At 68.0% G+C, this 24,946-nt stretch carries 21 protein-coding genes; 13 read left to right on the top strand and 8 right to left on the bottom strand.

Translation table 11 applies throughout. The features are described from left to right. Nucleotides 1-147: 147 nt before the first annotated feature. The 7 genes from IEY21_RS12510 to IEY21_RS12480 all read right to left on the bottom strand — a co-directional run bounded on the left by IEY21_RS12510 (nt 148) and on the right by IEY21_RS12480 (nt 8,567). Nucleotides 148-1,302: a phenylacetate--CoA ligase family protein gene (locus IEY21_RS12510; protein ID WP_188904686.1), complete on the bottom strand. Its 1,155-nt coding sequence runs from the start codon at nt 1,300-1,302 to the stop codon at nt 148-150. 168 nt (nt 1,303-1,470) lie between these two features. Then, the gene (locus IEY21_RS12505; RefSeq protein WP_308424839.1) at nt 1,471-2,319 is read right to left on the bottom strand and encodes an ABC transporter ATP-binding protein; all 849 of its coding nucleotides are present in this window, start codon (nt 2,317-2,319) and stop codon (nt 1,471-1,473) included. Between the two features lie 119 nt (nt 2,320-2,438). Beyond that, the gene (locus tag IEY21_RS12500; protein ID WP_188904685.1) at nt 2,439-3,626 is read right to left on the bottom strand and encodes an ABC transporter substrate-binding protein; all 1,188 of its coding nucleotides are present in this window, start codon (nt 3,624-3,626) and stop codon (nt 2,439-2,441) included. 80 nt (nt 3,627-3,706) lie between these two features. After that, complete coding sequence (locus IEY21_RS12495) at nt 3,707-4,780, bottom strand: branched-chain amino acid ABC transporter permease (protein ID WP_188904684.1); 1,074 nt, start codon at nt 4,778-4,780, stop codon at nt 3,707-3,709. Between the two features lie 66 nt (nt 4,781-4,846). Then, the gene (locus tag IEY21_RS12490) at nt 4,847-5,743 is read right to left on the bottom strand and encodes a branched-chain amino acid ABC transporter permease (protein ID WP_188904683.1); all 897 of its coding nucleotides are present in this window, start codon (nt 5,741-5,743) and stop codon (nt 4,847-4,849) included. Between the two features lie 47 nt (nt 5,744-5,790). Next, nucleotides 5,791-7,755 (bottom strand): AMP-binding protein, encoded by a 1,965-nt coding sequence (locus tag IEY21_RS12485; RefSeq protein WP_188904682.1) that lies wholly within the window; start codon nt 7,753-7,755, stop codon nt 5,791-5,793. Then, nucleotides 7,752-8,567: an ABC transporter ATP-binding protein gene (locus IEY21_RS12480; RefSeq protein WP_188904681.1), complete on the bottom strand. Its 816-nt coding sequence runs from the start codon at nt 8,565-8,567 to the stop codon at nt 7,752-7,754. The genes IEY21_RS12485 and IEY21_RS12480 overlap by 4 nt, the downstream gene beginning before the upstream one ends. 255 nt (nt 8,568-8,822) lie before the next feature. Here IEY21_RS12480 and IEY21_RS12475 point away from each other — a divergent pair, with 255 nt between their 5' ends. From IEY21_RS12475 to IEY21_RS12465, 3 genes are all read left to right on the top strand, one after another. Continuing rightward, nucleotides 8,823-10,382: an AMP-binding protein gene (locus tag IEY21_RS12475; RefSeq protein WP_188904680.1), complete on the top strand. Its 1,560-nt coding sequence runs from the start codon at nt 8,823-8,825 to the stop codon at nt 10,380-10,382. Between the two features lie 37 nt (nt 10,383-10,419). Beyond that, complete coding sequence (rnhB, locus tag IEY21_RS12470; protein ID WP_188904679.1) at nt 10,420-11,094, top strand: ribonuclease HII; 675 nt, start codon at nt 10,420-10,422, stop codon at nt 11,092-11,094. Between the two features lie 140 nt (nt 11,095-11,234). Further along, nucleotides 11,235-11,453, top strand: coding sequence for a hypothetical protein (locus tag IEY21_RS12465; protein ID WP_188904678.1), 219 nt, complete (start codon nt 11,235-11,237; stop codon nt 11,451-11,453). 170 nt (nt 11,454-11,623) lie between these two features. Here the strand turns inward: IEY21_RS12465 and IEY21_RS12460 are convergent, their stop codons facing one another. Then, the gene (locus IEY21_RS12460; RefSeq protein WP_188904677.1) at nt 11,624-12,433 is read right to left on the bottom strand and encodes a GNAT family N-acetyltransferase; all 810 of its coding nucleotides are present in this window, start codon (nt 12,431-12,433) and stop codon (nt 11,624-11,626) included. A 237-nt stretch (nt 12,434-12,670) separates the two neighbouring features. On the opposite strand from IEY21_RS12460, the gene lepA reads away from it, so the two are divergent. From lepA to ftsZ, 10 genes are all read left to right on the top strand, one after another. Beyond that, complete coding sequence (lepA, locus tag IEY21_RS12455; RefSeq protein WP_188904676.1) at nt 12,671-14,509, top strand: translation elongation factor 4; 1,839 nt, start codon at nt 12,671-12,673, stop codon at nt 14,507-14,509. A 264-nt stretch (nt 14,510-14,773) separates the two neighbouring features. Beyond that, complete coding sequence (locus IEY21_RS12450; RefSeq protein WP_188904711.1) at nt 14,774-15,781, top strand: sensor histidine kinase; 1,008 nt, start codon at nt 14,774-14,776, stop codon at nt 15,779-15,781. After that, a complete protein-coding gene (locus IEY21_RS12445; RefSeq protein ID WP_188904675.1) occupies nt 15,778-16,362 on the top strand; it encodes a response regulator transcription factor in 585 nt (194 codons plus the stop codon). Before IEY21_RS12450 ends, IEY21_RS12445 begins: the two co-directional genes overlap by 4 nt. A gap of 102 nt (nt 16,363-16,464) precedes the next feature. Next, nucleotides 16,465-17,661: a pyridoxal phosphate-dependent aminotransferase gene (locus IEY21_RS12440; RefSeq protein ID WP_188904674.1), complete on the top strand. Its 1,197-nt coding sequence runs from the start codon at nt 16,465-16,467 to the stop codon at nt 17,659-17,661. A gap of 84 nt (nt 17,662-17,745) precedes the next feature. After that, nucleotides 17,746-18,936 carry an undecaprenyldiphospho-muramoylpentapeptide beta-N-acetylglucosaminyltransferase gene (murG, locus tag IEY21_RS12435; protein WP_188904673.1) on the top strand — a complete coding sequence of 397 codons (1,191 nt, stop codon included), beginning with the start codon at nt 17,746-17,748 and terminating at the stop codon, nt 18,934-18,936. Between the two features lie 39 nt (nt 18,937-18,975). Continuing rightward, entirely contained in the window at nt 18,976-20,439 is a 1,464-nt protein-coding gene (gene murC, locus IEY21_RS12430) for a UDP-N-acetylmuramate--L-alanine ligase (protein ID WP_188904672.1), read from the top strand. Then, the gene (locus IEY21_RS12425) at nt 20,436-21,386 is read left to right on the top strand and encodes a UDP-N-acetylmuramate dehydrogenase (RefSeq protein WP_188904671.1); all 951 of its coding nucleotides are present in this window, start codon (nt 20,436-20,438) and stop codon (nt 21,384-21,386) included. Before murC ends, IEY21_RS12425 begins: the two co-directional genes overlap by 4 nt. Next, nucleotides 21,383-22,090 (top strand): cell division protein FtsQ/DivIB, encoded by a 708-nt coding sequence (locus tag IEY21_RS12420; protein WP_229753074.1) that lies wholly within the window; start codon nt 21,383-21,385, stop codon nt 22,088-22,090. Before IEY21_RS12425 ends, IEY21_RS12420 begins: the two co-directional genes overlap by 4 nt. Further along, nucleotides 22,087-23,430 (top strand): cell division protein FtsA, encoded by a 1,344-nt coding sequence (ftsA, locus tag IEY21_RS12415; protein WP_188904670.1) that lies wholly within the window; start codon nt 22,087-22,089, stop codon nt 23,428-23,430. The genes IEY21_RS12420 and ftsA overlap by 4 nt, the downstream gene beginning before the upstream one ends. A 160-nt stretch (nt 23,431-23,590) precedes the next feature. Next, entirely contained in the window at nt 23,591-24,667 is a 1,077-nt protein-coding gene (gene ftsZ, locus IEY21_RS12410; protein WP_188904669.1) for a cell division protein FtsZ, read from the top strand. Nucleotides 24,668-24,946 lie beyond the last annotated feature (279 nt).

The raw sequence follows: 24,946 nt of genomic DNA, 5'->3' as shown, positions 1-24,946 counted from the left end.
ACTTAAGTTGCCCCACACACGCGCCGGGGCGAGTTCCGCCATCCTGAGGGTGTCCAACAACCATGACCGACCGGGTGAAGTCGGTGAACCCGCCCCGCGATCATGCGGGGCTTTATCTGGTTCGCCGAGTTTCCGCTGTGCGCGGCGTCATGTCCGTTCATCAAGCACCCCCGCGCCGCCGTGGTCCGGCAAGACGCTCAGGGTATCGAGCCGCATGGCAAAGCGCCGCTGGAAGTCGGCCTGCACAGCCTCCAGGTCATCCCGTCGCCCACCGCGCACCTCCAGGCCCACCCGGTCTGCGCCCGCCTGGGACCACAGCCGCAGCGTGTGCTGGGTGTGGTCCAGTCCGTGTCCGGCCAGCCAGAAGGCCACCTCGCGCGGGAACAGCTTGACGCCCTTGACCTTGAGCATGCCCCCCACATTGCCGAACACGCCGCCGGGCAGATACACACCGTCCGGGCGGCGCTCCAGGCGGGTCAGGTCGCCGGTGCGAAAGCGCAGCAGCGGCATGGCCTGTTTGGTCAGGTGGGTGACGATCAGCTCTCCGCGCTCGCCGTCCGGTACGGGCCGCCCGCTTTCCGGGTCCACCACCTCCAGGTAGACCCAGTCTTCCACCACGCGCAGGCCGTGCTTCTCGGGGGTTTCCAGGGCCATTAAACCCGCCTCGCTGCTGGCATAGGCGTCCAGGGCCACGCCCCCCAGCGCCGCTTCCACCCGTTCGCGGCGGCCCGCGATGCTCGTCAGCGGCTCGCCCGAGGAGATCAGCAGTTCCACGTGCGCGCCCGCCTCGCCCAGCTTCTGCGCAAAGCTCGGGGCGCTGACCAGCACCCGCACGCCCAGTTTCCGGAGAGTATCCAGCTGCGCCTCGGACTCGCCGGGACCGAAGGGAATGGTCTTGGCGCCCAGGGTCTCCAGTCCGTCTTGCATGATCCAGCCGCCCGCAAATCGGTGATAGCCGAAGGCCACCTGAACGTGGTCGCCGGGCCGGACGCCCGCCCGCGCCAGGGCCGCCGCCGCCGCCTGACCGTGCGCGTCAATATCCGCCCGCGTGGCGTATTCCGGCAGCCAGCCCCCGCCCGGATGCGGCGTGAGGTGCACCCGCACGGCCTCGGGATGGGCCAGCTCTCCCGCCTCGAAGGCCGAGGTCAGTTGCTCGCGGGTCAGGAAGGGCAGCTCGGTCCAGGGGGTGTCCTGCGCCAGACCGCGCAGGGTCCCGCGGTAGAGGGGAAGGTCCCGGAGTCGGCCCAGCAGGGCCGCGGCACCGGGCGGCGAGGTGGAACCGTGCGAAAGTGTATTGGTCATAAGCGTCCCCACCGGCCGGCGTGACGGAACAATGTTCCCCGGTCCGGCCGTCCCCACACGGGGAGAGAAGTGAAATGACGGCGGGGCGGTCCCGCCGGTGGCCGCAGGACCTCTGTGTCTCTGGACCTCAGCGCCCGCCTGCACAGTGCCTGCCTACACAGCGCCCGCCTACATCCAGCGCTTGCGCCGCTTGTAGCTCTTGACGTCCTTAAAGCTCTTGCGCGCGCCGCCCTCGGTCACCCCCAGATAGAACTCCTTGACGTCGGGGTTGCTCGCCAACTGGGCACTCAGGCCCTCCATAACGATGCGGCCGTTTTCCATGACGTAACCGTAATCGCTGTTCCTGAGGGCGATGTTGGCGTTCTGCTCGACGACGAGCACGCTCAGACCCTCCTCGCGGTTGATGCGGCGCACATTGTCGAAGATCTCGGCGACGAGCAGCGGCGCGAGGCCCAGCGAGGGTTCGTCGAGCAGCAGGACCCGGGGGTGGGCCATCAGCGCGCGGCCGATGGCGATCATCTGCTGCTCGCCGCCGGAGGTGTAGCCGGCCTGCTTGTGCCGCAGCGCGGGCAACTTGGGAAAGTAGGTGTAGATGCGCTCCAGGTCCGCGTGCCAGTCGCCCCGGCCCAGGATGGCCCCGGCGCGCAGGTTCTCCTCCACCGACAGGTGCTTGAAAACACGCCGGCCCTCGGGCACCTGCACCACGCCGGCCTTCACCACCTCGGTGCCGCCGATGGCGCTGAGCGTCTTGCCCCCAAAGGTGATGGTGCCTTCGCGGATCTTGCCGTTCTCGGGCTTGAGCAGGCCCGAGATGGCCCGCAGGGTGGTGGTCTTGCCCGCACCGTTGGTGCCCAGCAGGGACGTGACCTGTCCGGCCCGCACGGTCAGGCTGACGCCACGCAGCACCTGAATGATGTCGTGGTACACCACTTCCACGTTGTTGACGGTCAGGTCATCGGTGCCGGGGGCCGCCCGGGGCGGTGGAGTGGGAACGGGCTGGGGGGAAGAAAGGGTCAAGCGGTCACCTCCAGAAACAGCGGGGACAGAACAGTACGAAGAGCGAAAGAAACGCCGCGCGTGGGGGCCTTCGGGGGGCGCGGTCTCCAGGGTGGAACCTGCCCCCCGACCTCAGCGCGTTACTTCATGGGGTGAACAAGCTGGAACATCGCGCTGCGCTGTGCCCCGGTGATCGCCTTGAAGTTGCCGGTGGCGTCGGCCTGCAGCAGGCGCAGGCTCTCGGCGCCGATGTGGTCCTTGGCGCTGAAGGTCACCGGGCCGACCGCAAAGCCGGGGTTAAAGGCCTTGCTGCCGTTCATGCTGATCAGGCCACGGTAGACCCCGGCGGCGTCCGGATTGGCCCCGGCGCGTTTCATGGCTTCAATGGCGATCGCGGCGGCCATCATGCCGCTGGTGTAATGCACGCTGCGGATGGTGTCTGCGCCGCGCTTGTACTGCGCTCCGATCTTCTTGACAAGCTGGATGCCGGGCTGGTTGCCCTCGTCGTACAGGTAGTAGCTGGTGGCCCAGATGAAGTCCTTGGCGGCGTCCCCGGCGAGCTTGGTCAGGTCCTCGCCGCCGGTGTAATGCGCCCCCATGAACTGCATCTTGCCCAGCAGGCCCAGCCGCTTGGCGTCTTTCAGGATGTTGGCGACCGGGCCGGCGGTGTTCTGGTTGATGATGTACTTCGCGCCCTGGGATTCCAGCCGCTTGAGCAGCGCGGTGTTGTCGAGGTTGTTGCCGCCGACCTCCTGCACGTCGGTGATCTTGAGGCCCAGCCGCTCGGCGGCCTTGCGGGCGTCCACCACCGGGTCACGCCCGAAGGGACTGGGGTTGACGATCAGCGCCACCTTCGCGCCGCGCTCCTTTTTCGCCACGTATTCCAGCAGCGCCACGATGTTCTCGCTGTAACTGCTCACCGGCAGGAAGGTGTAGGTGTTGTCGGGCGCGTCCACGATACCGATGTGGTAGCTGGCCGTGAGCGTGGGAATCTTGGTTTCCTGAATCACGCTCTTGAGCTGCAGCGCGCCGCCGGTGGCGTATCCCAGGAACACTGGGGCGTTCAGGTTGCCCACGAAGTCCTCGTAGTTGCGCTGGGTGTTGGCATTGTTGTACTGGTCGTCGCGGGTCACGCAGTTCAGGGTGATGCCCGGCAGCATCTTCTGCGCGTTGGCGTACTTGCAGTAGTCCTCCACGCCCGCGCCGTAGCTCGCGCCGGCGTCGCTGGTCGGCCCGGTGATCGCCCCGGACCACGGCAGCGTGACGGTTTTCTGGGCGGCGGCGAAGGACACGGAAACCAGGGCGGACAGCAGCAGGGTCTTGTTCATGGGTGGAACCTCCGGGAGAATGAGGGCGGGAAGGGAAAAACGGCGGTTGGAGAAGAGGGAAAGCAGTCGAGGACAGGCCGTCAGAACTTGTACGGCCACTTCTTGAAATACAGCCGCCCCAGCCGCCACCAGTTGGCGAGGCCACGCGGTTCGAACATCAGGAACAGGACAATGGCGAGGCCAAAGGACAGCGGGCGCAGCGCGGTGGCGGCGTCCACCCCCGCCGGAAAGAGGTTCTGGGAGCCGATCCAGTTGCTGGTGTTGCCCACGACGCGGTCGAGCGCCACGATGAACAGCGGCCCCAGGAACGATCCCGGCAGGCTGCCCAGGCCGCCCACGATGGCCATGGCGAGCAGTTGAATGGAGATGTGCAGGCCGTAGTCCTCGATCACCACGGCTTTCTGGAAGTATGCGAACAGGCCGCCCGCGATGCCCGCATAGAACGAGCCGATCATGAAGGCCGTGATCTTGGCGGTGCCGGGGTTGATGCCCATGGCGGCGGCGGCGCGGTCGTTGTCACGCACGGCGATCAGCGAGCGCCCGTGCTTGGTCCGCAACACATTGCGCCACAGCAGCGCCATGACCACCAGTACCGGCAGAATCAGGTAGTACCACACGAAATTGTGGTTGAAGAAGGTGGCCTTGACGCCGAACACCTGCACCTGCGGCAGGCTGATCGCGCCGCCCTGGGCGAGCAGCGGCGTGTGCCCCACCCCCCACTCGAAGATGATCTGGAAGGCCAGCGTGGCCACCGCCAGGTACAGGTACTTCAGGCGCAGGCTGGGCAGGCCCACGAAGGTGCCGACCAGTGCGCCCGCCAGTCCGCCGATGGGGATGGCGAGGAAGAACGGCAGGTTCAGCCGGGTGGCCGCCAGCGCGGTGGCGTACGCGCCCACCCCCATGAAGGCCGCCTGCCCGATGTTGATCAGGCCGGTGTATCCGGTGGTGATGTTCAGCCCGATCACCGCGACCGCGTAGATCATGATCATGTTCACGTCGCGCAGCAGGGTCTTGGGCAGAATCAGCGGCAGCAGCAGCAGCAGCGCCAGCAGCACAATCAGGCTGAGTTGCTCCGAATAGGTTGCAAAGATCGTCTGGTCCTGCCGGTAGCGCGTGCGGTAGTTGCCGGTCTGGGTAAAGCGGGAGGCGGGCATCAGCAGGCACCTTCATGGGAAGCCGGCAGACGGTGGTTGCGCCCGTCATCCAGCGTGTACAGCCACCTACACACGCTCGATCTCCTTGGTTCCGAACAGCCCGTAGGGGCGGATCAGCAGCACAATGATCAGGACGATGAAGGGAAAGACCTCGCGGGTACCGCCGCCCGGCACGATGCCGTCCAGATACCCCGCCGAGAGATTTTCCAGAATTCCGATCAGCATGCCGCCCACGATGGCGCCGATCACGCTGTCCAGGCCGCCCAGAATCACCACCGGGAAGACCTTGAGGCCGATGCCCGCCAGACCGCCCAGCGTCAGGCCGCTCATCAGGCCCAGGATCACGCCCGCCGCCGCCGCGGTCAGACCCGCCGCTGCCCACGCCAGGGCAAAGACCCGCTCCACGCTGGTGCCCACGCTCATGGCCGCCATCTGGTCGTCGGCCACCGCGCGCATGGTGATGCCCAGGGTGCTCTTGTTGAAGAAATACGTAAACGCCCCCAGCAGCCCCAGCGCCATCAGCACGCCCGCGATCTGGGTCTTGGACAGCGGCAGACCGAACAGCTCAATGCCCTGCCCGGTGAGCAGCGCAGGCCGCTCGAAGCTGAAGGTGCCCGCGCCGTAGGGCGTCAGGTGCAACAGCCCGTCGATAACGCTGCTCAGACCGATCGTGACCATGATCACGCTGATGATCGGCTCGCCCACCATGCGCCGCAGAAACACACGCTCGATCAGCATGCCCAGCAGGAAGGTCGTCAGCATGGCGATCAATCCGGCGATCCAGAAGTTCACGCCCCGCTGGGTCAGCGCGAAGGCGATGAACGCTCCGGTGGCGATGATCTGGCCGTGCGCGAAGTTGATGACACGGCTGGACTTGTAGATCAGCACGAAGCCCAGCGCTGCCAGGGCATAGATGCTGCCGATCACGACCCCGGCGATCAGCAGTTGCGGCAGAAGTTCCATTCAGCTCCCCCTTTGTGCGCGGGTCCGGATCCGGAGGAACACAGTCCTCACGCTCCAACCCGCTCGGCCCTTGGTCCCACCCGAGGCACCGCCCGTTCCGAACCCGGAACGCGGTGAACCACCACCTCGGTCTCCACCCGCTGCGTCTGACCGTCCTGATACTTGAAGGTGGCCTCCACCCGCACCCGCTCGGAGCCGTCGTACAGCGCGGCCACGATGGGCGCGTACTTCTCGCGGATCAGCTTGCGCCTCACCTTGCCGGTGCGGGTCAGCTCGTCGTCGTCGGCGTCCAGCAGTTTGTACAGCAGCACGAAGCGCGCAATGCGCTCGTGGGGTTCCAGCCGCTCGTTGGCCTGGCGCACCTCGTCCAGAATCAGCTCGGCCACCTCGGGCCTGCCGCTGAGGTCCATGTAGGTGCTGTAGGCGATCTGGCGTTTCTCGGCCCACTGCCCGGCGGTAAGCGGATCAACGTTCAGGAAGGCCGTCACCTCGCTCTGTCCGTCGCCAAAGGCCACCGCCTCCTTGATGTACGGGCTGAACTTGAGGCGGTTTTCAATGAACTGCGGGCTGAAGGTCTCCCCGGCGGCCGTCTTCATCACGTCGCTCAGCCGGTCAATGACCTGCAGGTGCCCGTCGGGCGTCAGGCGTCCGGCGTCGCCGCTGTGCAACCAGCCCTCCCTTATGGTCTCGGCGCTGGCCTCGTCCCGCTTGTAGTACCCCACGCACACGGCGGGACTGCGGCTGATGATCTCGCCCTCCTCGGTAATACGGACCTCGCCGCCGGGCAGAATCTTGCCGACGGTGTCAAAGCGCACGTCGCCGTCGCGGTGGACATAGGCGATGCCGATGTTCTCGGTCTGGCCATAGATCTGCTTCAGGTTGACGCCCAGACCGTGGTAGAAGCGGAACACGTCCGGCCCCAGCGCTGCGCCGCCGGTGTACGCACGTTTCAGGCGCAGGAAACCCAGCTGGTCGAGCAGCGGACGCGTCAGGCCCCAGTACGCCAGCCAGCGTTTGAAGGCCGTCATTCCGCCCGCCTTCTTGCCGCTCAGGCTGGCGTCGGCGGCGTCGGTACTCCATTTCAGCAGCTTGCGGTACAGCGCCCGGTTGGGGCCGTAACTCTCCTGCATGCGGATGAACATGGCACTCTGAATGCCCTCCCACACGCGCGGCGGGGCGAACATGAAGTGCGGGCCGATCTCCACGAGGTCATGCATGGCCGTCTCGGTGCTCTCGGGGAAGTTGACGGTCACGCCGTTGGCCAGCGCCACCGCCACGGTCATCATCTGCTCGCCGATCCAGGCCATCGGCAAAAACGACAGGTAGTCGTCTCCCGGCTTCAGCGGATCCACCTGCCCGAGCGCCTGCCCCATGTACAGCAGGTTGCGGTGCGAGAGCATGGCCGCCTTGGGGTTGCCGGTGGTGCCGGAGGTCAGGCTGAAGTGGCACACGTCGTCGGGCGTTCCCAGCGCCGCCTCACGGTCGAACACGGTCGCCGCTTCCGCCTTGCCCAGTTCCAGCAGTTCCTCAAAGGACAGGAACCAGTCGTCGCCGGCATGTTTGCTCATGCCGCGCGGGTCCTCGTAGATCACCCGGCGCACGCGCGGCAGTTCGGCGCGGCGCTCCAGCAGCTTGTCCACCTGCTCCTCGTCCTCGGCCAGCACGACCACAGCGTCGGTGTAGTCCAGCACATAGCGGACTTCCTCGGCCACGCTGCTCTGGTACACGCCCACGCTGACCGCTCCCAGCGCCTGCGCGCCGATTTCCATGAAGACCCACGCGGGGATGTTGTCGGCCAGCACCGCCACCTTCTCGCCCCGCCGCACGCCCAGTGCCTGCAGGCCGGCGGCCACATGTCGGGCGCGGTCCAGATAGGTGGCATAGGTGGTCTCGTTCCAGATGCCGTATTCCTTGTGACGCAGGGCGACCGCCTGGGGGGTCTGCTCGGCCCGCCTGGCAAGCAGCTGCGGAATGGTCAGGGTCGTCACGTCACCGACCTCAAAGCCGCTCATGCCCCCACCGCCTGCTCCGCGCTGTGGGGTCCGGCCTCGGCCACGCCCGTGTACGCCTCGATCACGCGCGGGTCGGCGCTGACCTCCTCAGGCCGTCCGCCCGCGATCAGTTGCCCGAAATCCAGCACGTAGACCCGGTCGCTGATGTCCATAACCACGCCCATGTCGTGCTCGATCAGCACGACCGTCACTCCCTGCTCGCGCTGAATGTCGAGGATGAAGCGCACCATGTCCTCCTTTTCCTCGACGTTCATGCCCGCCATGGGCTCGTCGAGCAACAGCAGCTGGGGCGAGAGGGTCAGGGCGCGGGCCACCTCCACCCGCTTCTGGATGCCGTAGGCCAGCGTCCCGACCGGATGGGACCGGTGCTCCTCCAGCTCCATGAAATCGATGATGCGCTCGACATACGCGCGGTTCTCGGCTTCCTGGCGGCTGGCACGGCCATAGAAGACCAGGCTGTCGAGCAGGCCGTAGCGAAGGTGCGTGTGCCGCGCAAGCAACAGGTTTTCCACGACGCTCAGGCCCCGGAACAGCTCCAGGTTCTGAAAGGCCCGGGCAATGCCGTAGCCGGTGACCACGTTGGGCGCCGCGCGGCTGAGGTCATAGGCTCCGAAGGTGATGCGGCCCCGGGTGGGGTGGTAAAAGCCGCTGATGCAGTTGAGCAGGCTGGTCTTGCCGGCTCCGTTCGGCCCGATGATGCTCACCACCTCGCCCGGAGGCACCACGAGGCTGACGTCGGTCAGGGCGTTGAGCCCTCCAAAGGTGAGGGTGACGCCCTGCACTTCAAGCTGAGAACGCTGGTGTTGAGACATGACACCTCACCGTGTGGAAATTACGTGTGGAAGCTCAGAGGAAATGGCCCGGGGGCGGGCCGGAAGGGAAGAATTGTCGGTGGGCTGATTATGAAGGCCACGCAGCGGCATACAGCAGAAATTTGTCTAGACGCCTTTTGTTAAAATGAGAGGAAAAATGGATTGCCCTAGACAACCGTTGAGCACGGAGTAGACACATCGGCACACTGAGCCCACCTCGACTTCTGTGCTGCGTTCACCCCCGGAGGCTTCCGCATGAAAACCCCGCTGACCCCCCTGGAACCCGTGCTGCGCGCCCTGCAGCTGTACGGGGAACGTGTGGCGCTGCGGGCCGGAGACGCGGCGCTGCGGTACACAGACCTCTCGGACCGGACCGCGCGCCTGATCACGCTGCTGCGCCGCACGAACCTGCTGCCGGGCGAGCATGTTCTGCTGATCTCGCCCAATACCCCCGACGCCCTGCTCGCCTTTCTCGCCGTGCCGCTGGCCGGCGGAGTGATCGTGCCGCTGAATCCGGCCTTCACGGATGAGGCGCTGGCGTTCCTGGCCGGGCACGCCGATCCCCGGGTGGCGCTGGTGGACGCAACGTGTCAGGCGCGGGTGGGCGAGACGTTAAGGCAGTTGGGGATACCTGTCATCACGCTGGGCGGGGACGGAACGTTTGAACAGTGGCTGGCCCGGACGCCGCCCGCTCCTCTGAAACTGCCCGCCGCGCTGGACGAGGACGCTCCCATCAGCGTGAACTACACCAGCGGCACGACCAGCGATCCCAAGGGCGTGATGGTCACGCACCGCAACGCCTACATCAACCTGTCCAATCTGCTGTATCATCTGAATCTGCGGCCCGGCAGCGTGTACCTGCACGCGTTGCCGCTGGCCCACGGCAACGGCTGGGGCAGCGCGTGGGCGGTGACGGCGGCGGGCGGCACCCACGTGATGCTGCCGGCCGCCAGTACCGCCCACGTCCGGCGCGCCCTGATGTCCCAGGGCATCACGCACCTGTTCGCCTCGCCGGCCATCCTGACGCCGCTCGCCGACCCGGCGGCCCCCCTGAGCCTGCCGCGTCCGGTGCGGCTGCTGGTGGCAGGCACCACTCCACCGCCGCGCCTGCTGAGCAGCCTACGCGCCCAGGGATTCGAGGTGCTGCACGGCTACGGCCTGACTGAGACCAGTGCCGTGCTCACGATCAGCGAGCCCGAACCGGACGCCCCTGGGGACGCGCGGACGCTGGCCCGTCAGGGGCACCCCATGGTGTTTGGCGGGCAGGTGCGGGTGGTCTCGGAGGGGGGCGAGCCCGTACCGCACGACGGCTTCACGCCCGGCGAAATCGTCATTCGCAGCAATCAGGTGATGAAGGGCTATTACAAGAACCGCGCCGCGACCCGCCGCGCCCTGGAGGGTGGATGGCTGCATACCGGCGACCTCGCGGTGGTCCACACTGACGGACGGATGGACATCCTGGACCGGGCGGGCGACCTGCTGAACCTGGGGGGGCAGGCGGTGTCCAGCGCCCAGATCGAGGCGGCGCTGTACCGCCACCCCAGCGTCCATGAGGCTGTGGTGGTGGCCGGACGGGGGGGCGAGGAGGAGTGGGCCGTGGCCTTCGTGACCCTGCATCCCGGCGCCGGCGTCGTGGCCGAGGAGCTGCTGCGCTTCTGCGCCCCCCACCTGCCCGGTCATGCCCTGCCCCGCCGGATTCAGGTGGTGCAGGACCTGCCCAAGACGGCCAGCGGCAAGGTGCTCAAGCATGTGCTGCGCTCACGGGCCCGCGAGCGGGCGGCCCCAGCCGGGGCGGCTGGGAAGATCCCGGGCTGAGGCAAGCTGCCCCTCTGCGCCTGTTACCGTTCGTGGCATGCCCGCCCCGTCTTCCGTGACTCCCGCTTCCGTGACCCCCGACTGGACCTTCGAGCGTGAACACTGGCGGCGCGGCCACTTCCGGGTGGCGGGGGTGGATGAGGCGGGACGGGGAGCGTGGGCCGGTCCGGTGACGGTGGCGGCCGTGATTCTGCCGGGCCTGGCCACCGAGTATCCCTTCCGGGACAGCAAGCAGCTCAGCGCCGCCCAGCGCGAAGCCTACGCCGCAGAGGTCCGGCGGGTGGCCGTGGCCTGGGCCGTGGAACATGCCTGGCCCGACGAGATTGACCGCCTGAATATCCTGGGCGCGACCCATGCGGCGGCGGGGCGGGCGCTGGCACGGCTGCGCCCCGCACCCCAGGCACTGGTCACCGATTATCTGCGGCTGCGCACCGAGCTGCCCCTGACGGCTCCGCCCCGGGCCGACGCCCTGAGCTACAGCGTGGCCGCCGCCAGCCTGCTCGCCAAGACCGAGCGCGACGCCCTGATGCTGGAACTGGACGCGCAGCATCCCGGCTACGGCTTCGCGGCACACAAGGGGTACGGAGCGCCGGCCCACCGCGCCGCGCTGGAGCGGCTGGGTGTGAGCGCGGCACACCGCCGCAGCTTCGCCCCCATCCGGCGGCAGTTGCAGGAGGATGCCAGCCCCCGGCTGCTGGATGAACAGGACTGATATAAACGCCCCCTTAATGCGACCTCTGTTTCCCAGCTTGCAGAGGGAAGGGTAAGGTTGAGACACAGTGGCACCAAGCGTGAGAGGGCGACCATGCACCGGGCCGGGCCGCCTGTGAGACGCTTTGAGGAGACTTACTGATGTCCAACCGCAGCATTTCCAACTTTCTGACCGTCGCGGGACTGGCCTCCATCCTGGCCTCCATCGCCATCTGGGCCACCCAGGGCGGCACCGAGAAGACCCACGAGGAAAAATCGCACGGCGAACGCTTCGGTATCTTTGTAGGACTGTGGGCCCCGACGTTTTTCATTCTGGCCAACAAGTACAACGACGCGGCCATTCTGGAAGACAACGAGTAAGCCTGCGCTGCTGGTCCTCCAGACACACGCCAGATGATCGCAACAGGCCGCAGTGTCAGCTCAGGCGGTCAGCAAGGCCCGTGAGCCGTGAATTTGGTTGCTGGCGGCACAGGTACGGAGGGGACGCCTGTGCGGGCTTGGTCCGCCCGGGTGTCTCCATCTGGGCGCGTCTAACCTTCCGCCGGTCGCCGCTGAAACCCGAGCTGCACCTCACCGGGGCGGAAGCCCACGCGTTCGTAGAGGGCCTGGGCGTGATAGGCCGGGTCCGCCACGATCACCAGGGTCCGGGTACCCAGCGCCTCACGCGCCCACTCGCCCGCCGTATGCACCAGCGTGCCGGCCAGCCCGCGTGAGCGCGCTTCGGGGTGGGTTTCCACGCTTTGATAGCGGGCCACTCCCTGTCCGGCGTCGAACAGACCCAGGCCGGAGAGCATCCGTCCGTCCGCGTCGAAGGCTCCCCAGAAAGCTCCGGCCCCGGCATCCTGCGCGGCGCGGTAGGCGGCGAGTTTGCGGGCCGCGAACGCCCGGTAGTCCGCCGGTTCCAGGGGCTCGGGGTCGGCCGCGTTCACGGCCAGCCGCAGCTCCAGCGCCGCCTGCCAGTCGGCCGGCCCCTCCAGCCGCCGCACCTGCGCGTCCCGGTTGAACGTGCGCGGCGCCTGCGTCCGTCCGGCGGTCAGCACCGTGTCCCGGTGAACCTCAAAGCCGGCCTCCTCGAAGGCTCCGGCGGCCCCCGCCTCGCCGTCCGCCGTGTTTATCCCGAAGGTCCGCCACCCCGCCTGGGGGAACTTGGTCTCGAATGCGCGCGTCCAGCGCGCCAGATCGCCCGGCTGCGGCGCACGCGGCATCAAAAGAAAATTGCCCCACCAGAAGGTCGGGTTGTGCGGCGAACGGACGACCACGCAGCCGCTGTGGCGCATGACCTCCGCGCCCTCCAGGCGGCGCAGGGCCAGATCGGTGTGGTAGGCCAGCGAAACGCTCATGTCCCGAGGCTAACAGCCCGGACAATCACTGAGGAGTTGCCCCAGCGGACCGGCCACAGGACGGAACACAACCGCCGGACACGTCCAGCACCAGCGGAAGCACTTTTCCGCCCAGGTTGTGCAGGGGGCTGGCAGCGGGCCGCTGTGTCCCCAAGGTCGCCTCGCCGTGCCGCCGCCGGGCCAACGCTGTGCCCCCCACCGCTGTCCTTTTGCCCGCATCCGGCTAGACTGCGGGATGTGAACGTCAGGCCCCCCACCTCCCACCCCACTGCGGCCACCCGCAATTTTTCCATCATCGCCCACGTGGACCACGGCAAGTCCACCCTGGCCGACCGCATCCTGGAGCGGCTGGGGGCCATGGGCGTGCGCGACAAGCGCGACCAGACCCTCGACACCCTGGAACTGGAGCGCGAGCGGGGCATCACCATCAAGTCCACCCCGATCCGGCTGGAATACACCCGCCCCCTGCAGGACGACGGCAGCGGCGGTGAGACCTACGTGCTGAACCTGATCGACACGCCGGGGCACGTGGACTTCAACTACGAGGTCAGCCGTTCGCTGGCCGCCTGCGAGGGTGTGCTGCTGCTCGTGGACGCCTCGCAGGGAGTCGAGGCGCAGACCATCGTGAATGCCTACCTCGCCATCGACAACAACCTGGAAATCGTGCCGGTGATCAACAAGATCGACCTGCCCGCCGCCGACCCGGAGGGCGCGGCCCGTGAACTTGAAGAGGTCATCGGGATTCCCGCCGACGACGCCGTGTTCGCCTCGGCCAAGGCAGGCATTGGCATCGACGAGATCCTGGAAGCGGTGGTGGCGCGCATCCCCCCACCCCCCGGTGATCCCGAAGCTCCCCTCAAGGCACTGATCTTCGATTCGTTCTACGACGCCTATCAGGGCGTGATCCTGTTCGTGCGGGTGCTGGAAGGCACCCTGAAGCCCAAGGACCAGATCACCCTGATGAACGCCGACAAATCCTTTGATGTCGACAAGGTGGGCACCTTCACGCCGGGACTGATCGTGGGTCAGGAGTTGCAGGCGGGCGCGGTCGGCTGGGTCGCCGCTGGCATCAAGGACATCCACGACGCGCAGGTCGGTGACACGCTGACGGGTCGGGAACGCCGCACCGATCAGGCCTTTCCCGGCTTCAAGCCCGCGCAGCCGGTGGTGTTCTCGGGGCTGTATCCCACCGACACCGAGGACTACCGCAAGCTGCGTGACGCGCTGGAAAAACTCAAGCTCAACGACGCGGCCTTCAATTTCGAGCCGGAAACGTCCGAGGCGCTGGGCTTCGGCTTCCGCTGCGGATTCCTGGGCCTGCTGCACGCCGAGATCATTCAGGAGCGGCTGGAACGCGAGTATGACCTGGACCTGATCGCCACCGCGCCCGCCGTGGTCTACCGCGTATCGCTGACCAACGGCGACGTGTTCGAGACCCAGAACCCGGCCGAGTTCCCTACCCGTGACCGCATCACGAGCGTGGAGGAGCCGTACATCAAGCTGTCGGTGATGCTGCCTGAGGACTACGTGGGACCGGTGATGGGCCTGCTGCAGGAGCGGCGCGGCTCGATGATCACCATGAATTACCCTGGCCGGCGCGTGGAACTGGTCTACGAGGTGCCCTTTGCCGAGATCCTCTACGATTTCCACGACCGTCTCAAGAGCATCTCGCGCGGCTACGCGAGCATGGACTACGAGCAGATCGGCTACCGCGAGGGCAACCTGCGCAAGGTGGACATTCTGGTCAACAACGAGGTCGTGGACGCCCTGGCCGTGATCGTGCACGAGGACCGGGCCTACGGACTGGGCCGCAAGATCGTGGACAAGATGGCCGAAGTGATCCCGCGGCAGATGTTTCCGGTGCCGATTCAGGCGACCATCGGCGCCAAGATCATCGCGCGGGCCACCGTCAAGGCCTACCGCAAGGACGTGCTCGCCAAGTGTTACGGCGGCGACATCTCGCGCAAGAAGAAGCTGCTGAGCAAGCAGAAAAAGGGCCGCGCCCGCATGAAGCAGATCGGCACGGTGGAGGTGCCGCAAGAAGCGTTCCTGGCGGTCCTGAGCACCGAGGAATAAATGACCCGGGAATAACCTGCACAACACCGGGCCGGGAATCCGGGAAAGATGAACCCGGCGACCTGAGATGTGGCCGGGCCGAGCGGACACCCCACCTGTCGGAAGGAAAATGGGGGATTGACATGGCCGTCCGCCGCCCCTGGCGCGTGACGGTTCTGTCAGAGATCCGTCCCTAAGCTGAGTTTCGTGAGTGCCCGTACGATCCCCGGCCGCCGTGATCCTGTCCTGAACAGGCCGGCGGTGTGGTCGGTCAACACGCTCCGGATGCAGTTCGCGCTGATCATCTTTCTGCTTGCCTTTTTGCCCAATCTGGTGCTCGTCTTTGCGGCGGCCCCCAGCCTGCCCAGAGCGGCGCTGGCGGGCTGGACCGTGCTGGTGGGGGTGCTGTGCAGCCTGGTGGGCTACGTGCTCAGCGGAGTGCTGCTGCGCCCCCTGAGCCGCCTGCAGGAACAGGTCGAGAAAGGTCACCTGAGCCCGCACACCGACGACCCGGCCGAGGTGCGTGCGCTGCGCGCGGCCTTTGCCGACCTGCTTGCGCGCCTGGGCACCGAGCAGACCCGGCGCAACGCCTTCATGGCCACGCTGGTCCACGACCTTAAAACGCCGCTGGTCGCCACCGGCCACCTGACCCGCGCGCTGACCACCCTGCCCCTGCCCGAACCCGAGCGGCGTGAGATCGGCGCGCAGATGCAGGCCGAGACGGCGCGGCTGCTCGCGCTGGTGCAGCAGATGGCCGACGCCCACCGTTTCGAGCGGGCCGACGTCAGCATTCAGCCCAGCCCCACCGACCTGCGCGCCCTCGTGGATGACGTGGTGCGCCGGGTGCAGCCGCAGGCGCAGGCACGCGGCCTGGACCTGCGGGTAGAAGGCCACGGCCACGCGCCGGTCGATGCTCCGGTGCTGGAACGCGCCGTGGTCAACCTGACCGAGAACGCCCTGCGCTACGCCGCCTCGGCGGTCGAACTGCAGGTCACGCCGCAGGGCGTGGTCGTGGCCGACGACGGCCCCGGCCTGGGCGGCTCCCTGGCCCAGCTGGCCCAGCCCTTCACCTCGCAGCCCACCACCATCGCCGGGCAGCAGTACACCGCCGGCACCGCGGGGCTGGGCCTGTTCATCGCCCGGCGCATCGCCGAGGCGCACGGCGGCGGGTTGTGTTACAGCCGCCCGCCTCCCCCCGACCCGGCGCTTCCAGGCCCTTCCTTCACCAGCCCTCCCGAACCTGTCCCCCTGCCCACGCGCTTCACCCTCGTCCTCCCGGAGGTCCACCCATGAAACTCGTCATTGCCGATGACCACCCCCTCTTCCGCATGGGCCTGAAGTACGCCCTGATGAACCAGGGCTTCGACGTGGTGGCCGAGGCCGCCGACGGCCTGAGCGCCCTGGAAGCGTGCCGCAGCCTGCAGCCCGACGCCGTGCTGCTGGACGTCAAGATGCCCGGCATGACCGGCATCGAGGTCTGCGAGCGCCTGCGCATGACCCACCCGCAGGTTGTCAGTGTCCTGATCACCACCTTCGCCGAGCCCGCCATCGTGCAGGCGGCCCGCGCCGCCGGAGCACGCGGCTATGTCAGCAAGGAAACCGATCCCGAGAGCCTGGCCCGGCAACTGCGCGACATCGTGGCCCACCCCGACGTTGACCGGCTGCCCCAGGTGGACGTGCCGCGCCTGACCCCACGCGAGTCCGAGGTGCTGCCCCTGCTTGCCCAGGGCTTTTCCAACAAGGAGATCGCCAAGAACCTGGGGGTCAGCCCCGATACCGTCAAGGACCACCTGGCCCGGCTGTACGCCAAGCTCGACGCCGGCGACCGCACCGAGGCCGTCAGCCGTGCGCGCAGCATCGGCCTGCTGCACTGAGCCGGCCCACCATCCACCCACACATGCCGCCCCCGGACCATCTGCCCGGGGGCGGCATGTGTGGCCCGGACCGGCCCTGCCCCGCGCACGCTACCCTGGGGCATGAGCGGCCCTTTTCTGCTGTCGGCGCGTGCCCTGAGCCTCAAGCCTTCTGCGACCGTGGCGGTCACGGGACGGGCGCTGGAGTTGCGGCGGGCCGGGGTGGACGTGATCAGCATGAGCGTGGGCGAGCCGGACTTCGACACGCCGCCGCATGTGTGCGCCGCCGCCATCCGCGCCATTGAGGAGGGCAAGACCCGCTACACGGCGGTGAACGGCATCGCCGAACTGCGCGAGGCCGTCAGCGCCAAGTTCCGGCGCGAGAACGGGCTGGACCACGCGCCCGACGCGGTCACGGTCACGGGCGGGGGCAAGCAGGCCCTGTTCAACGCTTTCTTTGCGCTGCTGAATCCCGGAGACGAGGTCCTGATTCCGGCCCCGTACTGGGTAAGCTACCCCGAGATGGTCGCCCTGACCGGAGCGTTTCCGGTGATGGTGCCCACCCAGGCCGAGACCGGCTTTCAGCTCGACCCCGTGGCGCTGGAGGCCCGGGTCACGCCGATGACCCGCATGATCGTGCTCAACAGCCCCGGCAACCCCACCGGCGCGGTCTTTTCGCCCGAGGTGCTTCAGGCGGTCGCGGCCATCGCCCAGCGGCACAACCTGATGATCGTGAGCGACGAGATCTACGAGCATCTGGTCTACGACGCCGAGCAGGTCAGCATCGGCACCTTCGCGCCCGAACACACCCTGACCATCAACGGTGCGAGCAAGGCCTACGCCATGACCGGCTGGCGCATCGGCTACGCGGGCGGCCCGCGCGAGGTGATCGCCGCCATGAACGCCCTGCAGTCGCAGAGCACGAGCAACGCCAGCAGCGTGTCACAGTATGCCGCCCTGGCCGCCCTGCAGGACCACGAGGCCACCAACCGCTTCGTGCAGCACGCCCGCAGCGAGTACCGTCGCCGGCGTGACCGCATCGTCGCCGGCCTGAATGCGCTGGGCCTGCCCACCCCCAAGCCGCAGGGGGCCTTCTACGTGATGCCCGACACCACCGCCCTGCATCCCGATGAACTGGAGGCCGCCCGCCTGATTCTGGACGGCGCACGGGTGGCCGTGGTCCCCGGCACCGATTTCGCCGCGCCCGGTCACGTGCGGCTCAGCTACGCGACGAGCATGGAGAACATCGAAGAGGTGCTGCGGCGGCTGGGAGCCCTGAAGGCCGAGCTGCAGGAAAAACGCGGGCGCACCGGAGGATAAGCAGGGGCGGGGGCACGCGCCGGCCGGACCGCGGACCGGGGAGTCGGGCTGCCCCACCCCCACGGCGCGTTACACTCGGCCCCGATGAGTCTGGTGGTCATGGCAACGGGGGGAACGGGCGGGCACATCTACCCGGCGGTGGCAACTGCACGGGAGCTGATCGCCCGCGGACACGCCGCGCTGATTCTGGGTCAGCGCGGCGGCATGGAGGAACGCATCGCCGCAGAGGCCGGCCTGCTGTTTCAGGGGGTAGACGCAGGCAAACTGGCCCGCAGCGGCCAGGGCCGCCCTGACCCGCGCGAGCTGATCCGCGCGGGTCAGGGCGTGGCGCAGGCGCGGACGCTGCTGGCCCGGCTGCGGCCCGGCGCGGTGGTGGGTTTTGGGGGCTTTGCCAGCCTGCCGGGAGTGCTGGCTGCCCAGAGCCTGCGGATTCCCACCGTTCTGCACGAGCAGAATGCCCGCCTGGGCCTGACCCAGCGGCTGGCGGCGGGGCGGGCGGTCGCCATCGGCACGGCCTATGAGCAGGTGCTCGGCCTGGACCCGCGCAAGGCGACGCTGGTGGGCATGCCCGTGCGCGAGCAACGGGCCGACCGCGGGCAGGCCCTGGCCCGCCTGAAACTCAAATCAGGGCCGCTGACCGTGCTGGTCATGGGCGGCTCACAGGGATCGTTGTTCCTGAACCGCACGGTGCCGGGGGCGCTGCGCGGCGTGCTGGGCGATGCGGGCCGGGTGCCGGCGATGCGGCCCAACCAGGTCCTGTCTGCCGGGGCACACGGAGGGCCTCCCCACATTGATCTGAATTTTGATATGGACGTCCCTGACCACGGCGCCGTGCCGGTGGGCCGCGACGTTCAGGTACTGCACGCCACCGGCCCCCGCTGGCTGCCCGAGGTCATCCCACGGGTGCGTGAACTGGACTGGTATCACGTCACCGGATACGTGGACGCCGTGGACGCGTGGGCGGTGGCCGATCTGGCAATCACCCGCGCGGGCACAAGCACGCTGGCCGAGGCCGCCTTTCACGGCGTGCCGCTGGTCACGGTGCCGCTGCCGGAGTCGGCCGAGAACCACCAGTGGCACAATGCCCGCCGGGTGCAGGAAGCGGGAGCCGGACGTCTGGTCGAGCAGCAGCACGCCGAGATGGATCTGGGCGCGGCGGTGTTAGAGTGTGCAGCGCCAGACACGCGGGCCGCCATGCACGACGCGGCCCTGCGGCGCTCTCAGGTGGGGGCGGCGGGACGTTTCGCCGACCTGATCGAACAGCACCTGCGCTAGTGGCCCGCTTCACGGTAGCCGCGCTCCCCCCTCCAAGACATGACTGACTTCCCTGCCAATTCCACCCCCGTTCCTGCCAGCACCCCGCGCCCCCTGCACTATCACCTGATGGGCATCGGCGGCATCGGCATGAGTGCTTTTGCCCGGCTGCTGCGTGCGCGCGGGGCCCACGTGAGCGGCTGCGACGACCAGGCCAGTGAGCTGACGGCCCAGCTGCAGGCCGAGGGCATCGCCGTGCTGCATGGTCATGACGCCGCCCACATCACGGCCCCCGCCCATGGCGCGGTGGACGTCCTTGTGGCCTCCGAGGCCGTGCCCAAGACGCATCCCGAGCTGGTGGCGGCGCGCGAGGCGGGCACCGAGGTCCGCCCGCGCATGGCCCTGCTCAGTGAACTGCTGCGCGCGGGCCCGAGCATCGGCGTGATCGGTACGCACGGCAAGACCACCACCACAAGCATGATCGCCGTGGCGCTGGCCGGCGCGGGTCTGGACCCGTCGGCCTTTGTGGGCGGCATCGTGCCCGAATTCAACAGCAACGCCCGCATGGGCACCGGGCCGTTTGTCGCCGAGGTGGACGAATCCGACCGGGCCTTTGCCGAGCTGGGCAGTCAGACGGCGGTGTTCACCAATGCCGAGGATGACCATGTGGGCGGCAACCAGGCGACCTACTGGGAAACGGTCGAGGAGCAACACGCGGGCTTTGCGCGCTACGTGGCCCAGTCCGGACGGGTGCTGTACTGCGCCGACTGGCCGGGTCTGGCCGCGCTGTGCCAGGGGGCGCAGGAAGTGCTGAGCTACGGTCAGGCGCAGGGCGCCGACTACCGCGCCGTGGACCTGCGTCCCGACGCAGACGGCACCACCTTCACCGTGACGCACCGGGATCAGGTGCTGGGTGAGGCGCGTGTCGGGTTGCCCGGGCGACACAACGTCCTCAACGCGCTCGCGGCGCTGGCGACCACCCATCTTTACGGCGGGGATTTCGCGTCGGCGGCGGCGGCACTGGCCGCGTTCGGTGGCCCGGGCCGCCGCTGGCAGCGCATCGGCACTGTGGGCGGCGCCCTGGTCATTGATGACTACGCCCACAACGCCACCAAGGTGGCCGCCGCCGTGCAGGCCGCGCGCCAGACCGGGCGGCGGGTGCGGGTGGTGTTCCAGCCGCACCGTTACCTGCGCACCCAGCAGAGCTGGAAGCGGCTTGCCGACGCCCTGATGGACGCCGACGAGGTACTGGTGCTGGACATCGCTGCCGCCGGCGAGCCTCCCATTGAGGGCATTCACGCCACCCTGATCTCGGAACGCATGGCCCAGAACGGACACGCGGGCGTGCGCTACCTGCCCGACCGCGCCGAGGTCGTCCGGACCCTGCGCGGCACCGCGCAGCCCGGCGACCTGATCGTGACCATGGGCGCGGGCGACGTCTGGAAGCTCGCCCGGGAACTGACCCGTCCTGCCACCGACGCCGCCGCGACCGTGCCCACAACAGCCGGGGACGTGCCCCGATGACGACAACCTCTTCCAGCCGGAGTGGGGCCCGAATCGAACGGCTCGCCCTGTCACGCTTCACCACGCTGGGTGTGGGCGGCCCCGCCGAGGTGTGGTTCGTCAGCGACCATGCCCAGCTGCACGAGGCGATGCAGGCGCCCTACCGCATCCTGGGCGGCGGCAGCAATCTGGTGATCGCCGACGACGGCGTTCCCGAACGGGTGATTCGCCTGACCGGAGCGCTGGCCGAGCGCGACCTGACCCCCGATCCCGAACTGAGTGATGAAGAACAGCTCGTGACCGGCTGGGTCGGCGGCGGCGTGCCCCTGCCCGGCCTGATCCGCACCCTGCAGAAGCTGGGGCTGAGCAATCTGGAGGGCACCGTGGGCATTCCGGCCCAGGTGGGCGGCGCGGTGTGGATGAACGCCGGCACCCGCTACGGCGAGATGTTCGACGGCCTGCACAGCCTGGAAATCGTGACGCCCGGGGAGGTGCGGGTGGTGACTCCCGACGACCTGCCGTGGGGCTACCGCGACAGCGGCATTCCGCGGGGCCACATCGTCACGCGCGTGCGCCTCAAGTTGCGCCGCAGCACCCCGCAAGAGGTCCTAGAAAAGATGACCCTGGCCGACACCGCCCGCAAGGGCCAGCCCAAGATGAAGACGCCAGGCTGCGCGTTCAAGAATCCGGGCGGCGTCAGCGCCGGTCGCCTGATCGACGAGGCGGGCCTCAAGGGCACCCGCGTGGGGCAGGCCCTGATCGCTCCGGAACACGCCAATTTCATTGTCAACCTGGGCGGCGCGGCGGCGGCGGATGTCCACGCGCTGCTGGACCTGATCCGCGGGCGGGTGGGCCTGCCGCTGGAACTGGAATACGAGCTGTGGCCTGAAGCGCCCCTGGCTGGCCTTGCGGCGGATGGTTCCGGGACAGGTGGCGAGCAGCGTGCCGCCTCCACAGGAACCCTGTGACCCGTTCCCCTTCCCCTCAGGCTCCCCTGCCCGCCGAGGACCCAGCGCCCGAGAACTCAGATCCCACAGAGACCGTGTCCGGCAGCCCGCCGCGCCGGCCCCGCTGGCCGTGGGTGCTGGGCGCGGTCCTGATGACCGGTGCGCTGGCAGCGAGCTGGTTCGCCCTGCCCATCCGCGCCGTCACGGTGGTCGGCGAGCGGCATCTGACGGCGGCGCAGGTGCGTGAGCTGGCCGGCCTGACCCCCGGCTTCGGCTGGCTGTACTACGGCGCGTGGCGCACGGGCGCCCTGAAGAGCAGTCCCTGGGTGCGCTCGGCCACCATCACCCGTATCTTTCCAGACCGGGTCACGGTGGAGGTGCAGGAACGGACTCCACAGGTGCGCTGGCAACGCTCGGGCAGGCCGGTGGTCGGGGTGGCCGCCGACGGCACCCTGCTGCCGGGAGCGCGGGATCTGGGCGGGCTGCCGCTGGTGCAGGGCTGGGGTCCGGACCGTTTGCCGGAGGCCCTGCGGGTCCTGGAGGTCCTGGGCCGCTACAATGTGCAGTCGGTCGTCTATACCCCGACCGGGCTGCGGGTGAAATTGCCCACAGGATCGGTCTGGAGTGGTGACCCGGCCACCCTACTGAAGTATGCTGGGAGCATCACCATGTATCCGAAACAAGACATTTCCATTTACCCCTGGGGGGTGAGCGTCCAGGAATGAAGGACAATACAATCGTCGTGGGCCTGGACATCGGCACCACCAAGATCACCACCGTCATCGGCGAGGTCGCTCCGAACGGCAGCGTGGACATCATCGGCGAAGGCAGCGTGCCCAGCGAGGGCATGAAGCGCGGCAGCGTCGTCAATCTGGAACGGGCCACACACGCCATCCGTCAGTCGGTCCAGGCCGCCGAGCGGGTCAGCGGAGTCCGGGTCGAGAGTGCCTACGTCAGCGTGGGCGGCAACCATGCCAAGGCCATCACCAGCCACGGTTTGGCCGCCATCCGCCGCAACCAGGAAATTGCTCAGCCGGACGTTGATCGGGCCATCGAGAACGCCCGCGCCGTGCCGCTGGACCCCAACCTCGAGATTCTGCACACCCTGCCGCAGGAGTACGTGGTGGACCGTCAGGAGGGCATCAAGAGTCCGGTGGGCATGCACGGCGTGCGGCTGGAAGTCGATGTCCACATCGTGGCCGGCACCGCTGGACCGCTGCTGAACCTGCGCCGCTGCGTGCAGGAGGCGGGCCTGCGGGTGGACGGCTTCGTGCTGCACGCGCTGGCTTCCGGGCTGGCGACGCTGGAGGCCGCCGAGCAGACCCAGACGGTCGTGGTGGTTGATATGGGCGGCGGCACCACCGACATCGGCGTGTTCAAGCGCGGCAACCTGGCCCACTCGGCGTGCATTCCCATCGGCGGTGAGCACGTCACGGCTGACCTCGCGCAGATCCTCAAGATTCCCATGGAGGAGGCCGAGAACGTCAAGCGGCGCTACGGCGCGGCCCTGCCTGAACTGGCCGACCAGGACCTGACGCTCGAGATCACCACGGCGTCGGGCAGCACCCACGCCATCAGCGCCTTTGAACTCTCGCGTATCATCAAGCCCCGTCTGGCCGAGATCTTCTCCATGATCCGCGACGAGATCGACCACACCCTGGGGCCGGTGGAACTGGTTGCCCAGGGCATGGTCCTGACCGGCGGGGCCGCCATGCTGCGCGGCACGGTCGAGCTGGCCCGCGACCGCTTCCGGCTGCCGGTGCGCATCGGCCGTCCACGCGGCATCGGCGGCCTGACCGACATCGTGAATGGCCCCCAGCACGCGGCCAGCGTGGGCCTGCTGCTGTACAGCCTGGGAGAGGACGGCCGGGTGCCCCCCGCCGTATTCCGCGAGCGCGCCGAGGACCTGATGGTGCCGCCGCCCGCGCCCGAGGACCCGGCACCTGCCAAACCGGCCCCCGTCGCCGCAAGCAGCGCCAAACCCACCTCCCAGAAAAGCGCACAGAAAAGTGATGGCCCCGGCCTGATGGACCGCATTCGCGGCCTGTTCAAGGACTGGATGTAGTTCCCGCGCCCCGCGCCTTGCCCGTCTCCCACCGTTGGGGGCACTGGGGGAAGCGGGGCCTCCGTTTGACCCGACACGCCCGATATGGTGCGTTAAACTACCCCAGATAAACCACGGCAGCCTGCCTCCCAGAGGCAGGACTGTAGCGTAAGGAGACAAGATGCAAGCGGCCAGAATTCGCGTAATTGGCTTGGGCGGGGCCGGCAACAATGCCGTGAACCGCATGATCGAATCGGGACTCGAAGGCGTGGAGTTCATCGCCGGCAACACGGACGCCCAGGTGCTGGCCAAGAGCCACGCCGAGATCCGTATTCAGCTGGGCGACCGTCTGACCCGCGGACTGGGCGCCGGCGCCGACCCCGAGGTCGGAGAGAAGGCCGCCCTGGAAGACCGCGAGCACATCAAGGAGTACCTCGCGGGCACCGACATGCTGTTCATCACGGCGGGCATGGGCGGCGGCACCGGCACCGGCTCGGCTCCGGTGGTGGCCGAGATCGCCCGCGAGATGGGCGTGCTGACGGTGGCCATCGTGACCCGGCCGTTCGGCTTCGAGGGCCCCAAGCGCATCCGGGTGGCCGAGGAAGGCATCAGCAAGCTGGCCGACCGCGTGGACGGCATGATCGTGGTGAACAACCAGAAACTGCTGACCGCCGTGGACAAGAAGGTCTCGTTCCGCGAGGCGTTCCTGATCGCCGACCGCGTGCTGTATTACGGCGTCAAGGGCATCAGCGACGTGATCAACGTCGAGGGCATGATCAACCTCGACTTCGCCGACGTGCGCAACCTGCTGGCCAACAGCGGCACGGTCCTGATGGGCATCGGCGCGGGCCGGGGCGAGAAGGTCGCCGAGGAAGCCGCCATGAGCGCCATCCACAGCCCGCTGCTCGAACGCGGCATCGAGGGCGCGCGCCGCATCCTCGTGAACGTGACCGGCAGCTACGACCTGAGCATGACCGACGCCAACGAGATCGTCGAGAAGATCCGCGAGGCCACCGGCTTCGAGGAACCCGACATCCTGTTCGGCATCACCCCCGACGAGGATGCCGGCGACGAGGTGCGCGTCACGGTGATCGCCACCGGCTTCAACGAAATGCCCGGCGCGCTCGCGGGCAGCCTGGCCGGCTCGGCCAGCAGCCTCGACACCATCGTGCGCCCCAAGCGCGGCAGCACGGGCAGCAGCTATGATCCCAAGGATTACGACATCCCCGCCTTCCTGCGCAACGTCGAGCGTCACTGACGGGCAGGAACGCAACAGACTGCGGCAACGCGGACACAGCGCTGGTGGGCCGGGAGAACTTCCCCGCCCACCAGTTTTTTGACTGTCCCTTTCAAGGGCTCTGAGGTTGTTATTTATTTAAATTTACTGGCCCTCTTTCAATCAATGAAACCGGATTCTCTAGGATACATTCTGGAAGAACCGATGGTCTGCCCTGGACTCAGGAGTTGCACCTGCATAACGACGCCAAAGCGCTCCCAGCCGAGAGAATCTGGGAGTGTCGAAGTCACAGATTCTGGG

The sequence above is a fragment of the Deinococcus aerophilus genome (genome assembly GCF_014647075.1).
Classification (GTDB): Bacteria; Deinococcota; Deinococci; order Deinococcales; family Deinococcaceae; genus Deinococcus; species Deinococcus aerophilus.
The sequence above is the reverse complement of the archived record's forward strand: the minus strand, read 5'-3'. Positions and strand labels throughout refer to the sequence as shown.

Bases quoted from the DNA above. Each gene is read 5' to 3' on its own strand.
- ftsZ (WP_188904669.1), top strand. From the start codon at position 23,591: ATGCAAGCGGCCAGAATTCGCGTAATTGGCTTGGGCGGGGCCGGCAAC.
- IEY21_RS12440 (WP_188904674.1), top strand. From the start codon at position 16,465: ATGAGCGGCCCTTTTCTGCTGTCGGCGCGTGCCCTGAGCCTCAAGCCT.
- IEY21_RS12460 (WP_188904677.1), bottom strand. From the start codon at position 12,433: ATGAGCGTTTCGCTGGCCTACCACACCGATCTGGCCCTGCGCCGCCTG.
- murG (WP_188904673.1), top strand. From the start codon at position 17,746: ATGAGTCTGGTGGTCATGGCAACGGGGGGAACGGGCGGGCACATCTAC.
- IEY21_RS12490 (WP_188904683.1), bottom strand. From the start codon at position 5,743: ATGGAACTTCTGCCGCAACTGCTGATCGCCGGGGTCGTGATCGGCAGC.
- IEY21_RS12500 (WP_188904685.1), bottom strand. From the start codon at position 3,626: ATGAACAAGACCCTGCTGCTGTCCGCCCTGGTTTCCGTGTCCTTCGCC.
- rnhB (WP_188904679.1), top strand. From the start codon at position 10,420: ATGCCCGCCCCGTCTTCCGTGACTCCCGCTTCCGTGACCCCCGACTGG.
- IEY21_RS12425 (WP_188904671.1), top strand. From the start codon at position 20,436: ATGACGACAACCTCTTCCAGCCGGAGTGGGGCCCGAATCGAACGGCTC.
- murC (WP_188904672.1), top strand. From the start codon at position 18,976: ATGACTGACTTCCCTGCCAATTCCACCCCCGTTCCTGCCAGCACCCCG.
- IEY21_RS12475 (WP_188904680.1), top strand. From the start codon at position 8,823: ATGAAAACCCCGCTGACCCCCCTGGAACCCGTGCTGCGCGCCCTGCAG.
- IEY21_RS12465 (WP_188904678.1), top strand. From the start codon at position 11,235: ATGTCCAACCGCAGCATTTCCAACTTTCTGACCGTCGCGGGACTGGCC.
- ftsA (WP_188904670.1), top strand. From the start codon at position 22,087: ATGAAGGACAATACAATCGTCGTGGGCCTGGACATCGGCACCACCAAG.
- IEY21_RS12510 (WP_188904686.1), bottom strand. From the start codon at position 1,302: ATGACCAATACACTTTCGCACGGTTCCACCTCGCCGCCCGGTGCCGCG.
- IEY21_RS12485 (WP_188904682.1), bottom strand. From the start codon at position 7,755: ATGAGCGGCTTTGAGGTCGGTGACGTGACGACCCTGACCATTCCGCAG.
- IEY21_RS12495 (WP_188904684.1), bottom strand. From the start codon at position 4,780: ATGCCCGCCTCCCGCTTTACCCAGACCGGCAACTACCGCACGCGCTAC.
- IEY21_RS12480 (WP_188904681.1), bottom strand. From the start codon at position 8,567: ATGTCTCAACACCAGCGTTCTCAGCTTGAAGTGCAGGGCGTCACCCTC.
- IEY21_RS12450 (WP_188904711.1), top strand. From the start codon at position 14,774: ATGCAGTTCGCGCTGATCATCTTTCTGCTTGCCTTTTTGCCCAATCTG.
- IEY21_RS12445 (WP_188904675.1), top strand. From the start codon at position 15,778: ATGAAACTCGTCATTGCCGATGACCACCCCCTCTTCCGCATGGGCCTG.